Here is a 14,860-nt window from a genome sequence, read left to right as displayed (position 1 = left end):
GGTGTCAGCCCCGGTTACCAGCACAACAGCTGGCGAAAACGACTTTGACCTCATCATCATCGGTGCCGGGTCGGGAAACACTATCCCCGGTCCGCAATTTGCCGACCTAAAAATCGCCATCATCGATGACGGCGATCACTTCGGTGGCACCTGCCTGAACGTGGGCTGCATCCCCACGAAGATGTTCGTGCGCCCCGCAGAAATTGCTCAGGAAGCGCGAACCTCACAGCACCTCGGCGTCACTGCAGAGAGTGTGCGAGCCCACTGGGGAGCGGTGCGCGACCGCATCTTCACCCGTATCGATGCGATCTCGAGTTCGGGCGAAGAATACCGACGCAGTGGCGAACCAAATATTCAGCTTGTTCGAGAACAGGTGAGGTTTGTAGCCGAGCGTGAACTTGAAACCGCTTCGGGTCGCCGACTTCGCGGCGAGCGCATCATCATCGCGGCCGGATCGCGCAGCGCCGCACTCGATGCGCTGCCGTGGTCGCGGCGGGTGATCAGCAACGCCGAGGCGCTGCGTCTTGAACAGCTGCCGCAGCACATCACAGTGATCGGTGGCGGTGCAATCGGCTGTGAGTTTGCGAGCATCTTCCACGGTTTTGGCGTCAACACGGTGCAGCTGGTGCGCTCACTGCCATTGAAATCTGTAGACAGTGATGTGGCCACCACATTCACGGCAGTGGCCGACTGGGATCTGCGCACAGGCATCGAAGTGACCGACGCCGACGAAACCACCGAGGGTATGACACTGACGCTGTCAGACGGCTCGCAGCTGCGCACCGACCTGGTGCTGGTGGCTGCCGGACGCATCCCCAATAGCGACCGTCTTGACGCCGCCGCGGCAGGGTTTGACCTGCACCGCGACGGCCGCATCGCAGTGGACGAATACCAGCGAGTGCTTCGCCAGGGTGAACCGGTACCGGGCGTGTGGGCGCTTGGCGACATCAGTTCGTCACACCAGCTCAAGCACGTTGCCAACGAAGAGGCGCGCGTGGTCGCGCACAATGTCGAGGCCGAACTCACCGGTGCACCGCTGCGCCGCAACACACTCGGCCCGGTGCCGACCGCGGTGTTTTCGCATCCGGAAGTGGCCTCGTTCGGTGAATCGCTCGCGCAGGCGCTTGATCGCGGCGCCGATGCGTTCGCCGTGCGTCACGACTACTGTGCCACCGCCTGGGGGTGGGCCCTCGATGACGAAACGAGTTTCTGCAAGCTTGTTGTAGATCGTGGCAGCGGAAAACTGCTCGGTGCGCAGATTATCGGCCCCGATGCGGCGATCTTGCTGCAGCCTCTGATTCAGGCTGCAAGCGCGGGGCGCAGCGTGCGGGGCCTAGCGCGACAACAGTACTGGCCGCATCCGGCCGCTACCGAAGTTATTGAAAACGCGCTGCTGCGTGCCGAAGAAGAACTGGGTGCCGACTGAGTCGCGTGCCGCGACCGACAGCACAAATCACTAGCGAAAGGAAGCCGTGACCGTTCGGCAAATTCGCCACTACGGCGATCCGGTACTGCGCACACCTGCCGACCCGATTGGTGAGATCACCGATCAGGTTCGCGCGCTCATCCAAGACCTGCTCGACACCACCAATATGGATGGTCGTGCGGGCGTGGCCGCACCCCAGATTGGTGTTGGTCTGCGTGCGTTCAGCTGGCATATCGACGGCAAAATCGGTTACGTCATCAACCCCGAAATCATCGAGCTCAAGGGTGAACCCAACGAGATCGATGAGGGCTGCCTTTCGGTACCCGGGCTGTGGTTCCCGACCCGTCGCTACCCGTACGCGAAGGTGCGGGGCATCGACCTCGACGGTAACGAGGTGGTGCTCGAGGGGGAGGGACTCATGGCGCAGATGCTGCAGCACGAGTGTGACCACCTCGACGGCACTGTGTACGTCGACACCCTCACCAAAGAGCACCGCCGTGAGGCGCTGCGGCAGATCCGCGCCGCAGACTGGTTCTAATAACCGAGAACCAAGACGCCGACCGGGCCGGATCCCCTCCTAGTGCTTGGACGCGCTGTGTGGCTCTTGCGCGCGTTCAACGCCCTCGTAGATGCGGTCAATCACATCTGCGTACTGCTCGAGCACCACGTGCCGACGAATCGAAAGTTTCGCGGTCATCGTGCCCTCATCAATCGAAAACACGTGGTCGAGAATCTCGAACTTGCGAATCGATTCGGCGCGTGACACCTGACGGTTCGCCCGATCGATCACCTCCTGCACGTGCTCACGCACACGAGGGTGACGGGATGCTTCGGCGAGTGACATTTCTGTCTCGAGCCCGTTGACCTCGAGCCAAGACGAGAGCATCTCGTGATCGAGCGTGATGATCGCTGAAACGAAGGGCTGCGCATCGCCCACCACCACGCATTCGCCCACGAGCACATCGGCTCGAATGGGGTCTTCAAGCACCGCTGGCGCCACGTTCTTACCACCGGCGGTGATGATGAGGTCTTTCTTGCGGCCGGTGACGCTCAGATAGCCATCGGCATCCAACTGACCAATATCGCCGGTGCAGAACCAGCCGTCCTCGGTGAACGCGGTCGCATTGGCTTCGGGATTGCGCCAGTACTCGCGAAACACATTGATACCCCGGGTGAGGATCTCACCATCAGCATCGATGCGCACCGCACAGCCGGGCAGGGGCGGCCCCACTGTACCAATCTTGAAGCTATCGGGCAGATTAACCGATATTGGCGCCGTGGTTTCGGTGAGCCCGTAACCTTCGAGCACCTGCACTCCGAGCGCGCGATAGAAGTGGCCGAGGAAAAGCCCGAGTGGTGCCGACCCCGACACCGCATGCTCCACTCGGCCGCCGAGCGTGTCGCGCAGCTTTGAAAAAACGAGCTTATCGAACAGCCGATACTGCAGCCGCAACCCGAACGGTACCCGGCCGGTGTCGAGCGCCTTCGAATAGGCAACGCCGACCCGCACCGCGCGCTTGAAGATACCGCGCTTACCACCGGCGGCCGCTTTCTGAGCCGCAGAGTTGTAGACCTTCTCGAATACGCGAGGTACCGCCAGCAGGAAAGTGGGGCGGAAAGATGCGAGCGCTGGAACCAATCGTTTGGTGTCAGACTGGTGCCCCACTTTGACGCCGTTGCTCACACACATCACCGAAATGAAGCGGGCAAACACATGTGCGAGCGTAATGAACAGCAGTGTTGAGGCGCCGGGCTTGTCGATCATCACCGAGAGCGCCTCAGCAGAGTTCTTAGAGAGATCGACGAAATTGGAGTGCGTGAGAATGACGGCTTTGGGCTTGCCGGTGGAACCAGAGGTGTAGATGAGGGTTGCTTCGTCGGCGGCCGTTCGGCTCAGCCCGGCCGAGCGCACCTGCTCGTCGGTGACACCCTCGCCGGCCTGCCGAAGTTCGTGCATCCCACCGTTATGTAGCTGCCACAGCTTGCGAACGCGTTCGGGGAGTGGTGCCTCGTGTGCCGTGATTTTCTCGGCATGCTCGGGCAGCTGCGCGATCACCGCGATCGCTTCGGAATGATCGATGATCCAATTGATTCGTTCGGGAGAGTCGGTCTCATAGATTGGCACCATAACTGCGCCAGCCGCCCACAGCGCATAGTCGATAAGCGACCATTGGTAGCTCGTCGTACCGATAAATGCGATGCGTTCGCCGGGACGTATCCCCGAACCAATCAGCCCCCGCGCAATCTCGTGCACCTCATCGAGAAACTGCCGAGCGGAAATATCCCGCCATCCCTCGCCCTCTGGCACCGAGAAAAGTGGTGTCTCGGGCGTCAACGCAACCCGTTCAAGTAGCAGTGAATAGGTGCTGCTGGCGGGATCGTGCGGGACAAGTGCCGGAGTATGAAATTCGCGCTGATGCTGAACGACGGCGTTGTCGGTCATCAGTGGCGGCCTTTCTCGAGTGTGTGAAGGCAGCGAGGCACGATTTACGCGGATCGCGCAGCTACCGCGGCCTCGTTGCCGGGGATAAAACACACAATAGCGGCTTCGAATGGGATGCTCGTGATTTGCATCCGATGCTGTGCACAACGCTACCTCACCTACCGATTCTCATGAGCGGTACCGTGGCTGACTTACCGCCGGCTGCGCGCGCTTGCCGCCAGGGGTGGCGTGGCCGGGTATGATGACTGACGCCCTCAATACCACATGGAGTGTTTGCCAATGATGTATTCGCTGCTCAAGCATGTCTTCGTCGGCCCAACCGTGAAGCGACTGTTTCCGCAGGACATCGTTGGTCTCGAAAATATTCCGAAGAAGGGCCCCGTGGTCTTTGCCTCGAACCACCTTTCGGTCATCGACTCGATCTTGATGCCCCTTGTTGTGAAACGCCAGGTGTACTTTCTCGCCAAAGCCGAGTATTTCCGCGGCAAGGGCGTGAAGGGCCGTATGACGAAGTGGTTCATGAAATCGGTCGGGCAGCTTCCGATTGACCGTTCGGGCGGACAGGCTTCGCAGAACTCGCTCGACACCGGTGTCGAAGTGCTGAACTCGGGTCGATGGCTCGGTATTTACCCGGAAGGCACTCGCAGCCCCGACGGCCGGCTCTATCGTGGCCGCACGGGGATTGCGCGGATGTTGCTCGCGGCAGACGAATCGGTACCGGTGATCCCGGTAGTGATGGTGGGCACCGACAAAATCATGCCCATCGGCGCCAAACGTCCCATCCGCGGTCGCACCGGCATCATCTTTGGGAAACCGCTCGATTTCAGTCGATATCGCACGATGCCAGCCGACCGGTTTGTGCTTCGCGCTATCACCGACGAAATCATGAGCGAGATTGCCAAGTTGAGCGACCAAGAGTACGCCGACGTGTATGCATCCACGCTACGCAAGAAGCTCGACGCGCAGCGCGCGGCGGCCGTCGAATCGTAACCGGCGGCATCGGCACGCAATCTGACACCGATAGGCTGCACTTCTGGACGGAATCTGGCAGCACCAACTTGACTCCAATATGAATGTAAACAGGATGATGAACGACACAGAATTGACGCAGCCGCAACCTGGCGACCACGGCCTTGATGACTGGCGCGAACTTCCGATCCGACAGCAGCCCAACTGGCCCGACCTAGAACAGGCCGAACGCGTGCTCGCCGATATCGCCACCCGTCCGCCGCTCGTGTTTGCCGGTGAAGTCGACCGGCTACGCACCCGGCTGGCCGCTGCCTCACACGGCGAAGCGTTTGTGCTGCAGGGCGGCGACTGTGCAGAAACATTTGCGGCAGCAACCGCCGACAAAATTCGTGCCCGGGTTTCGACGGTGCTGCAGATGGCGCTGGTGCTCACCTACGGTGCCGCGATGCCCGTAGTGAAACTTGGCCGGATGGCCGGACAGTTCGCCAAGCCGCGCTCGAAGGATGTCGAAACCCGCGAGGGGATAACCCTACCCGCCTACCGCGGTGACATCGTCAATGATTTCGCGTTCACCGAACAGGCACGCATCCCTAATCCGCAGCGCATGCTGGAGGGCTACCACATCTCGGCTTCGACGCTGAACCTCGTGCGTGCCTTCACCACCGGGGGTTTTGCCGACCTGCGTGCAGTGCACTCGTGGAACCACGACTTCCGTTTGAACCCCAAGAACTCACGCTACGAGGTGATGGCCCGCGAGATCGACCGGGCGCTGCAGTTCATGGCTGCGACCGGGGCTGATTTTGACGCGCTGCGTGAAGTGGAGTTCTACATCGGCCACGAAGGGCTGCTACTCGACTACGAGCGCGCACTCACCAGGGTCGACTCGCGTACCGGAACTCCCTACGACACCTCGGCCCACTTCATCTGGATCGGTGAGCGCACACGTGGCCTTGACGAAGCACACGTCGACTTCTTCTCGCGCGTTCGCAACCCAATTGGGGTGAAGCTAGGCCCCACCACCGACCCCGACACCGTGCTGCGGCTGCTCGACAAACTCGACCCGGAGCGCGAACCCGGCCGGCTCACCTTCATCACCCGCATGGGAGCGACAAAGATTCGTGAAGCACTGCCGGCGTTGCTGGGCGCAGTTAAGGCTGAGGGATCGACACCGCTGTGGATCACCGACCCGATGCACGGTAACGGTTTCACTACCGAACGCGGTTTCAAGACCCGTCGCTTCGATGATGTGATGGAGGAGGTGTGCGGGTTTTTTGACGCCCACGCCGAAGCTGGTACGCATCCAGGCGGTATTCACATCGAACTCACCGGTGATGACGTCACCGAATGCCTCGGCGGCACCGACCAGATCGACGAGGCCACACTCGAGACACACTATGAGAGTCTGTGCGACCCACGGCTCAACCACCGCCAGTCGCTGGAACTGGCCTTCCTGGTTGCCGAACTGCTGCAAAACCGCGGCGCATAGCACGAGCGAATCGGCACCATCGCGTGCTGTGGCCGGGGCATCGAACTCGATTCGAAGCACCCGGCACAGCCGTAGCTGTGCCGTCGAGCAGGTAACTACAGCACGCCGTGGCAGCTAGAGCTTAACTTCGGTGGTCAGCTCGATCGTGCTGCCGCGTTCGACCTTCTTGCCCGCGGGTGGGTTGGTTGAGACCACCTTGGCGCTATCAATAAACAGATCGGGTACGCGATGCGACACCTTGAAACCGGCGTCTTCGAGCTTCTTCACCGCGTTCTTGAGCTTCTGGCCCCCGACATTGGGCACCTCCACGAGGTCGGGGCCTTTTGAAACCACCAGTTCGATCGTGTCACCAGCAACAACCGGGTCACTGGTGGTCGCCTGGGATATCACAACGCCCTCTGGAACATCCGACGAGAACTGTCGGTCAACAACGTCGCCCTTCAGCCCAACCGCATCGAGTGTGGCGATCGCATCAGCCTCGCCCTGCCCTTCAACATCGGGCACTTTACCGTCTGAAATCACCAGCCGAATCGACGACTGCTCGGGCAGCTCTTGGGGGAGTGGCTCGCCCTCGTCAGTGGTGCCCGCGATGACGTGATCGACTGGCACACTGGTTGAAAACTCACGCCGTTCGTCTGCTGCAACATAGACAAACCCGGCTTTTTCAATGGCGGTAACCGCCTCGTCATGGCTGAGCCCAGCAAGCGCTGGCACTGTCAGGATGCTTGGCCCATCAGAAATCACGATCGAAATGGGCGACTTGGGGGCAATGCTCAAGCCGTCTTCGGGATCGGAGCGAATCACCTGACCGGCGGGGGTCTCGAGCGAGTTTTCGTGCTGCACCTCACCGAGCACGAAACCAGAACTGTTGATCTGTTGACGCGCATCCGCTTCAGACAGTCCGGCCAAATCGGGAGTGACCAGATACGAACCGGGCCCGTACCCCTGCCACCAGCCGATAACACCGGCGAACGTCATCAGCAGCACCACAACCGCCGCAGTGACCTGACCCGAGCGGCGTTTTTGTCGGTTGATGCGCTCGAGCCTTGCCGCCGTGGCAGGAAGCCCCGTGGGGGTGTGGACCAGAGGTTCAGCAACCGCACCCATCGGGCTCGCGCCAATCGCACCAGTGGGTTGGCTCGCCACGTGCCACGGCTGTCCGTGATCGTCAGCGGTGGCGAGCATCCGAGCGGCCTCACCGGTCTCGGAGGGCAGAGTGGGTGAGCTTGGCGGCACCGGAGCGCCGCCACCGGCTGCGATATCGCGTTCGGCTTGACGCAGCGCCGCGAGCATTGCCTCGGCATCAGCGGGCCGGTCTTCGGGATTGCGTTCGGTGGCCCATAGCACTAGATCATCAAGCATCTGGGGGACACCGGGCTGCCTCTCGCTGGGCGGGGGCACATCGTCGTTGGCGTGTCGAAATGCGATGTTGACCGGTTCATCGCCGCGATAGGGCTGTTCACCCACCAACATCTCGTACAACATGATGCCGGCCGAATAAATATCGCTGCGCACGTCTGCCGAACCCTTGGTAACCAATTCGGGGGCCAGATAGGCAATCGTGCCGAGCAGCACCGAACCGGTGGCGGTGTTCGAGGTGGCGGCGCGCGCGAGCCCAAAGTCGGAGAGCTTGATGCGTCCATCATCGGCGAGCAACACATTCTCGGGTTTGATATCGCGGTGCACGATGCCCTGACGGTGCGCCACCTGCAGCCCCGCCAACAGTGCATCCATAATGTCGATGGTCTGCTCGACGGTGAGGCGGTGGTGGTCGTGCAGCAGGTCACGAAGGGTGATGCCGGGCACGTACTCCATCACCATGTAGGCGAGGTCACCATCCTCGCCCTGGTCGAAGACATTCACCAGATTGGGATGCGCCAGGCGCGCGGCCGCTCGCGCTTCGCGGATGAAACGATCACGGAAAGCCTCGTCCGCGGCCAAGTGGTCGTGCATGATTTTGATTGCCACGCGCCGATCGAGCCGCAGGTCGGTGGCAACGTACACCGTGGCCATTCCGCCGCGGGCGATAAGCGAGCGCACGCGATAGCGGTCGTCGATGAGACGACCGATGATCGTGTCTGGGTTCGCTGCTGTCACGTTCGGCAGGGTAGCTGGCTCGTGCAACGAACTCCCGGTGAAACTCCGCAGATACCCCGCGCGGTTCAAGAATCTGCAACCATAGGAGGGTGTCAGAACACTTTTCGTCACACGAGTGGCTCACTTTTGCACAGGTATGCGAGCTGCTCGGGGTCACCAAGAACAAACTCCGTCGACTGCTCGAAGACCGATATCTGCTTGCAGCGCAGATTGACGGTGAACCGCGCATCCCGGCCGATTTTTTCAAGAATGGCGAGCCGCTGCCGGGGCTCCGCGGCACACTCACCCTGCTGGCCGATATGGGTCTCGAGGGTGAAGCGGCGATGAACTGGATGCTGAGCGAAGACAGCGCGCTCGGTGAAGCACCGGTCTCGGCGCTGCAGCGGGGACACAAAACGAGTGTGCGCAAGTCGGCGCAGCTGCTGGCGTTCTAGCGCATCGTTGACGAGCGCCCGGCTTGTGATCGGGTGGTGTTCGAACTAGGCGTTTCGCAGCGCGGCCCGCTCCGCGAGTTCGCCCAATAGTGCGCGCACCTGATCATCCGGGGCAGCTTCATCGATGGCGCTGAGCGCTTCATCAAGCCACTTCTGGATGCGCGTCTCAACCGCGGTCAGCGCTCCGCTTGCTCGCAAGAGCTGCTGCATGTGCGTTACCTCGGCATCGGTCAGCTCGGGGTTACCGAGGTGGCGCATGAAATAGTCGCGATCGTTTCCCTCGGCGCGACGTTCAAACTCGGCAACAAGCAGGGTGCGCTTACCCTCACGTAGATCATCACCTGCGGGCTTGCCGGTGATCTGGCTGTCACCGAAAACACCGAGCACATCGTCGCGCAGTTGGAAGGCGAGCCCGAGAGGCAACCCATAGGCGCGAATGGCAGCGACCGTGTGGTCATCACCGCCGGCCAGCAGCGCACCGAGCACGAGCGGTGACTCGACCGAGTAGCGTGCCGACTTTGAGGTGGCGATGGCAATTGCGCGCTCAACGTGTTCGGTTACCGGAACTGTGTGCCAGTTGAGCTCGGCAAGCACATCGAGATATTGACCGGCCGTCACCTCGGTGCGCATCCGGGCATATTCGTGGCGCACCCGACGGGCCGAGTACGCATCAATGTGGGCGCAGGCGCTCAACAGCAGGTCGTCACTCCACATCAAGAGCAAATCACCCACGAGAATTGCCGCTGAGGTGCCGAAGTGTTCGGTGTCGCCGGCGAACGATCCATCGCGGTGCAGCTGCTCAAACACCCGGTGCGTTGCGGGCTTACCGCGGCGGGTGTCAGATCGGTCGAGCACATCATCGTGCACGAGCGCCGCGGCGTGGAAGAGCTCGAGCCCGGCTGCAGCATCGACGATGGCTTGATAGAGCGGCGCAGGCACCGCCGCACCCAGCACCTGCGCCGCGCCGGCAGCGACAAACCGGGCTCGGGCTCGCTTACCACCCTCGGTGAACGAGCTGATCTGGGTGAACACTGGGCCAAGGTCTTCGCCCAGGGGGAGAAACTCGTCGCGCTTGGCAGTAACGACGGCGACGATGCGATCATTGACGGCATTTACAAGGGTGTCAGCAGACAGCGGAATACTTTCAGGCACGTGCCTACTTTACAAAGTCATCTCGGCCTACAATGGGGACTCGTATAGCGGAGTATCCGTAAGCTGCAAACGCGAGGTAATGATGGCACTTTCTGAACAGGAACAGCGGCTGCTTGACGAAATGGAGCGCAGTCTCTACCAGGGAGATGCCGACTTCATGTCAACCGCGGCGCCGGCTCGGAACGGTTTTTCGGCTCGCGCTATCACTGTCGCGGTGCTTTCGATTGCCATTGGCCTCGGTATTGTGGTGTCTGGGCTGATCATCAGCCAGCCCCTGGTTGGCCTGCTCGGGTTCATTGTCATCGTGGCTGGTCTTGCCTGGTCATTGCGCACAGACACATCTGCCAGTGGCGCGGATACTGGTTCGACACCGCGAAGGCGCCCCGCCGGAGGGCAGCGCAGCAAGCGCTCCGACTACATGTCTCGTCTTGAAGAGCGCTGGGATGAGCGCCGTCGCGGCGACCTCTAGGTTGCGGTAGTTGTTGCCCGTCTAATCGGGCGTACTCCACTTTCCTCCCGCCCCAACCGAATCGGTTGGGGCGGGATTGTTTTCCGCCAGAACTCCCCATGCGTATCAGCTCGATTCCGGCTTTTTCGCTAGCGCAGCTCTTTCAGGTGCAATTTTTGGTCGCCAGAGTAGTGAACATGTGGTTTGTTCCTCCACTTCGCACCACCCGCATATTTCAAGGGCAGAAGCTTAGAAATTCCGCAATTATCTGCGAAATAACTGTCTTAGTGGGGTGAAGTGGAGTAAAGTGGTGGATGTTGGTGGAGGTGAGTCGCGTCGAGAGGAGGGGCGAACATGTTTCTTGGCACGTTTTCGCCCAAGCTCGACGAAAAAGGGCGGCTCATCCTGCCGGCTAAATTTCGCGACGAGCTGGCTGACGGGGTCGTGATGACCCGAGGGCAGGATCGCTGCATCTATGTGTTCTCGAACGAAGAATTCGCCGGGTTTCACGACCGCATCCGACAGGCCCCCGTTACTAGCAAACAGGCGCGCGACTATTTGCGCCTGCTGCTGTCGGGTGCGCACAGCGAAACTCCCGACCGTCAGCATCGCGTCACCATTCCCGCACAGCTGCGCCAATATGCCGGTCTCGACCGCGAACTGGCCGTTATCGGTGCCGGCAACCGCGCCGAAATCTGGGATGCGCAGGCATGGCAGCACTACCTCGACGCCAACGAAGCCAGCTTCTCGGAGACCGCAGAGGAGGTGATCCCGGGACTGTTCTAGTTCTGAGTTTCGATCTCGTGCTGTTCGTCGATCTGAGGCACCTTCCCCGGCAGCAGATCACGTCCCGAAGCACCTTCCCCGGCGGCGGGTCGGGAATAGCGCGGGTTCGAGATTCAGAACACAGCAGTAGGGGCGAATATGGAACACCGCAAAGATGACCGCTACGCCGACCCCACTGCCATCCACATCCCGGTCATGGTCGATCGCGTGGTCGACCTGCTCTCACCAGCCCTAAAACAATCGGATGCAATCTATGTCGACTGCACGCTCGGGATGGGTGGACATGCGGCAGCCGTGCTGCAAGCCAACCCGCAGGCGCGGCTGATCGGTTTCGACCGAGATAGCGACGCGCTTGCGCTCGCGCAGCAGCGACTGCGCGAGTTTGGCGACCGGGTTACCACCGTGCACGCTGTCTATGACCGTTTCGACGAGAAGCTCGATGAACTCGGCGTCGACCAGATTGACGCGGTGTTTTTTGACCTCGGCGTTTCATCGCTGCAGCTCGATGAGGCCGAGCGCGGATTCTCGTATATGCGCGACGCCCCCCTCGACATGCGCATGGATCAAACGAGCGGTGTTACCGCGGCCGAACTGCTCGCGCGGTCGAGCGAGGCTGAACTGCGCAATCTGTTCCGCCGCTACGGCGATGAGCCACTGGCAGCACGTTATGCCCGCGCGATCATCACCGCCGAAACGGCTCCGACAACCACGCTCGAGCTGGTCGAAATTTTGCAGCAGGCAACTCCCGCGGCCAAGCGCAATGCTGGCCACCCGGCAAAACGTGTCTTCCAAGCGCTGCGAATTGCGGTAAATCGTGAACTCGAAGCCCTTGAATCTGCCATGCCGCAGGCGCTGGGTCGAGTGCGAGTGGGCGGTCGCGTTGCCGTGGAGGCCTATCAATCGCTTGAAGACCGTTTCGTGAAGCACACCTTCCACGAGGTGACCACGGCAAATGTGCCACCGGGGTTGCCGTTTATCCCGCCCGAACTCGAACCCGAATTTGCTCTGCTCACCCGCGGGGCCGAGCAAGCCGACAGTAGCGAAGTTGATGAAAACGCACGCGCCAAACCGGTTCGCCTGCGCGCAGTTGAACGGATTAAGGAGTAATCGATGAGCGTGATCGAAACGAGTCGTGCCGTTCGGCCGATCACTCCCGAAGTGCCGGGCGCACCGGTACCCGGGGCCGAGTCTCGCCCCGACCTGCGCGTTATCGAAGGCAAACTGACGCGGGGATGGGGCACGCGGCGCGCGGTCGTATTCGCCCTGGTGTTAATCACCGCGATGCTCGGGCTGAAGCTCGCTTTGAGCCTGATGCTGATTAGCGGCGCCTACGCTGAAGACGAACTTGCCAGCCAGCGAGTGCAGGCGCAGCGTGAGCGCACCTCGGCGCAGGAAGAGATCGACGCAATGGCATCGCCGCAGCATCTGTCACGACTGGCTACCGACCTGGGGATGGTGCCTGCAGCTGGCGTGCCATCGTTAGATATCGAGCAGCGCCGCATCATTGGTGGCGCCGAAACACCAACCAATCTGCCCGCGGTAAACCCAGATCTCGTACCCAATGCGATTACCAGTGGCGACCGTGACCGCGCCGAGCAAGAAAACCGACAGCAGCCCCAAAAGCCCGCCAACTCCGGAGCGTCAACACCGCAACGCAAGCCTGCTGGCGTACCGTCAGAGTTCGAATTGAGTTCACCAAACACGCACTAGACTCCCAGCACGCAAAACCGTGTGCTGCGAGTAGGGCTGCGAAGCGAGTGTGGATACCGGGCTGCGGCCGCGTGCTGCAGCGGGACCGAAACGAACATTGACCACGGGCGGAGAGCGTGAAGAGTAAGCGTCGGCAGAAAGACCGACAGTGGCGGCATATCGTGCCGCTTGGTCTCATCGTCGCGATGGTCGTTATCTTCTCAGGGCGACTGTTTGATCTGCAGGTGCTCAGCGCGGCCACCATCAACGAAGAAGCCGACGGTCGACGCGGTGTCGTCAACTCGCTGTGGACCACGCGTGGGGCGATCGTTGACGCCGAGGGGAAACCGCTCGCAACCTCGGTTGACCGGTTCGACATCACCATTGCCCCGGTCAACATGGTCGACTTCAACCGCTCAAACCCGAAGACCGGCGAGACCGAAGTGGTCACCGTCGATGATTCGCTGCAGCGCATCGCCAGTATCACCGGACAGGATGCCAAGACCATGCGTGCCGAGATCGACGCGATTCTGGCCGAAGACCCCGAATCAAACTTCGCGTATCTGGCGCATATGGTGCCCCTTGAGCAGTATCAAGAAATCCGTAAGCTCCGCATCCCCTGGGTGTATCCACAGCCGCATCCCAAACGCAGCTATCCCGCGGGCGCCGTTGCCGGCAATATTGTCGGGTTCAGCGACGCCGCCGGTGCGCCGCTGGCCGGTTTAGAACTGCAATATGACAAGTGTCTTTCCGGTGTGAACGGCAAAGAAATGTATGAGCGCTCCGCCGATGGTGTGGCTATTCCCGGCACGGTGGTCACCGTTGAACAACCGCGCCCCGGCGGCACCCTCGAACTCACTATCAACAGTGACGTGCAGTATCGCGTACAGCAGATTCTGGCTGATCAGGTCAACTATCAGCAGGCCGAGTACGGCACAATCACCGTGGTCAATGTGAAAACCGGAGAAATCGTTGCGGCCGCCGAGTATCCAACGGTCGACCCGAACGTGCCCACCGACGCTAATCCTGAAGATCGTGGCAATCGCACTTTCGGTGCGGCACTCGAGCCGGGCTCGATTATGAAACCGCTTACCGCGGCCATGCTCTACGACCAGGGCAAAGTTGATCCGCACGAGACCATCACCGTTCCCGACCAGTGGCCGCACGATGATGCCGATTTCGGTGATCACGAAGCCCATGCCCCGATAGAGATGAACCTCAACGGGGTGATCGCGGTTTCGTCGAACGTTGGGATGGCTGAGTTTGGTGCGCGGCTACCTCGCGAGGCGCGTTATGACTACATGCGCAAGTTCGGTCTTGGTGAGCAGACCGCGGTCGACTTTAACGGTGAGGCTGCCGGAACAGTTCACAACCCAGAAGATTGGGACAACCAAACCAATTACACCGTCACGTTCGGTCAGGGACTAACCGCCACCGCCGCACAGATGGCCAGTGCATATCAGGCCATTGGTAACGGCGGCAAACGATTGCCGCTCAAGCTCGTGCGCGGTTGCCGTCAGGAAGACGGAACGCTCGCGGATGTTCCCGGTGGTGATTCGGTGCAGGTGGTGTCGCCGCAGGCAGCACGCTTCACTATTGATGGGATGGAGGCGATGGCGAGGGCGCCGGGTCACGAAGATCTTGCTGTTCCCGGGTATCGTGTGGCAACCAAATCGGGTACCGCGCAGACGGTTAACCCTGACACCGGCACCTACTATGTCGGCAGCTACTACACCACGATGGCGGGTCTGGCCCCGGCGGATGATCCACAGTTCGCCGTTCTCGTGGGGATGTACCGGCCGACTAGGATGGTCACCGGTTCTGGATCAACTCCGGTTGCCTGGCAGCAGACCATGTCTTATGTGCTCGCCAAATATCAGGTGCCGCCGTCACCCGAGCCCTATCCAGAAATTGACGCGCGATACTGAGC

General features: G+C 61.0%; 13 protein-coding genes. 10 read left to right on the top strand and 3 right to left on the bottom strand.

Going from position 1 to position 14,860, the window contains the following annotated elements:
* The first annotated feature begins 1 nt into the window (after position 1).
* Positions 2 to 1,426 carry a mycothione reductase gene (locus RQ865_RS04650; RefSeq protein ID WP_311477955.1) on the top strand — a complete coding sequence of 475 codons (1,425 nt, stop codon included), beginning with the start codon at positions 2 to 4 and terminating at the stop codon, positions 1,424 to 1,426.
* Between the two features lie 46 nt (positions 1,427 to 1,472).
* Entirely contained in the window at positions 1,473 to 1,964 is a 492-nt protein-coding gene (def, locus tag RQ865_RS04645) for a peptide deformylase (RefSeq protein ID WP_311477954.1), read from the top strand.
* Between the two features lie 39 nt (positions 1,965 to 2,003).
* Here the strand turns inward: def and RQ865_RS04640 are convergent, their stop codons facing one another.
* Positions 2,004 to 3,869, bottom strand: coding sequence for a long-chain fatty acid--CoA ligase (locus RQ865_RS04640; RefSeq protein WP_311477953.1), 1,866 nt, complete (start codon positions 3,867 to 3,869; stop codon positions 2,004 to 2,006).
* Between the two features lie 279 nt (positions 3,870 to 4,148).
* Here RQ865_RS04640 and RQ865_RS04635 point away from each other — a divergent pair, with 279 nt between their 5' ends.
* The gene (locus RQ865_RS04635; RefSeq protein ID WP_311477952.1) at positions 4,149 to 4,859 is read left to right on the top strand and encodes a lysophospholipid acyltransferase family protein; all 711 of its coding nucleotides are present in this window, start codon (positions 4,149 to 4,151) and stop codon (positions 4,857 to 4,859) included.
* Positions 4,860 to 4,953: 94 nt separating this feature from the next.
* Positions 4,954 to 6,324 (top strand): class II 3-deoxy-7-phosphoheptulonate synthase, encoded by a 1,371-nt coding sequence (locus tag RQ865_RS04630; protein WP_311477951.1) that lies wholly within the window; start codon positions 4,954 to 4,956, stop codon positions 6,322 to 6,324.
* A 114-nt stretch (positions 6,325 to 6,438) separates the two neighbouring features.
* Here the strand turns inward: RQ865_RS04630 and pknB are convergent, their stop codons facing one another.
* Complete coding sequence (gene pknB / locus RQ865_RS04625) at positions 6,439 to 8,337, bottom strand: Stk1 family PASTA domain-containing Ser/Thr kinase (protein ID WP_399521803.1); 1,899 nt, start codon at positions 8,335 to 8,337, stop codon at positions 6,439 to 6,441.
* Between the two features lie 173 nt (positions 8,338 to 8,510).
* Here pknB and RQ865_RS04620 point away from each other — a divergent pair, with 173 nt between their 5' ends.
* Positions 8,511 to 8,855, top strand: coding sequence for an Rv2175c family DNA-binding protein (locus tag RQ865_RS04620; RefSeq protein WP_311477949.1), 345 nt, complete (start codon positions 8,511 to 8,513; stop codon positions 8,853 to 8,855).
* Positions 8,856 to 8,900: 45 nt separating this feature from the next.
* Here RQ865_RS04620 and RQ865_RS04615 read toward each other — a convergent pair whose 3' ends face one another.
* Positions 8,901 to 10,007, bottom strand: a complete 1,107-nt coding sequence (locus RQ865_RS04615) for a polyprenyl synthetase family protein (protein ID WP_311477948.1) — start codon at positions 10,005 to 10,007, stop codon at positions 8,901 to 8,903.
* Between the two features lie 79 nt (positions 10,008 to 10,086).
* Between RQ865_RS04615 and RQ865_RS04610 the strand changes: the two genes are divergently transcribed.
* From RQ865_RS04610 to RQ865_RS04590, 5 genes are all read left to right on the top strand, one after another.
* Positions 10,087 to 10,476 (top strand): DUF3040 domain-containing protein, encoded by a 390-nt coding sequence (locus RQ865_RS04610; RefSeq protein ID WP_311477947.1) that lies wholly within the window; start codon positions 10,087 to 10,089, stop codon positions 10,474 to 10,476.
* Between the two features lie 333 nt (positions 10,477 to 10,809).
* Positions 10,810 to 11,241 (top strand): division/cell wall cluster transcriptional repressor MraZ, encoded by a 432-nt coding sequence (mraZ, locus tag RQ865_RS04605; RefSeq protein ID WP_311477946.1) that lies wholly within the window; start codon positions 10,810 to 10,812, stop codon positions 11,239 to 11,241.
* 138 nt (positions 11,242 to 11,379) lie between these two features.
* Positions 11,380 to 12,348, top strand: coding sequence for a 16S rRNA (cytosine(1402)-N(4))-methyltransferase RsmH (rsmH, locus tag RQ865_RS04600; protein WP_311477945.1), 969 nt, complete (start codon positions 11,380 to 11,382; stop codon positions 12,346 to 12,348).
* Positions 12,349 to 12,351: 3 nt separating this feature from the next.
* The gene (locus RQ865_RS04595) at positions 12,352 to 12,951 is read left to right on the top strand and encodes a hypothetical protein (RefSeq protein WP_311477944.1); all 600 of its coding nucleotides are present in this window, start codon (positions 12,352 to 12,354) and stop codon (positions 12,949 to 12,951) included.
* Positions 12,952 to 13,067: 116 nt separating this feature from the next.
* Complete coding sequence (locus tag RQ865_RS04590) at positions 13,068 to 14,858, top strand: penicillin-binding protein 2 (RefSeq protein WP_311477943.1); 1,791 nt, start codon at positions 13,068 to 13,070, stop codon at positions 14,856 to 14,858.
* The last annotated feature ends 2 nt before the right edge of the window (positions 14,859 to 14,860 follow it).

The organism is uncultured Gulosibacter sp. (genome assembly GCF_963509965.1).
Classification (GTDB): Bacteria; Actinomycetota; Actinomycetes; order Actinomycetales; family Microbacteriaceae; genus Gulosibacter.
Note: the sequence above shows the minus strand (reverse complement) of the source record. Positions and strands in the feature narration are given on the sequence as shown.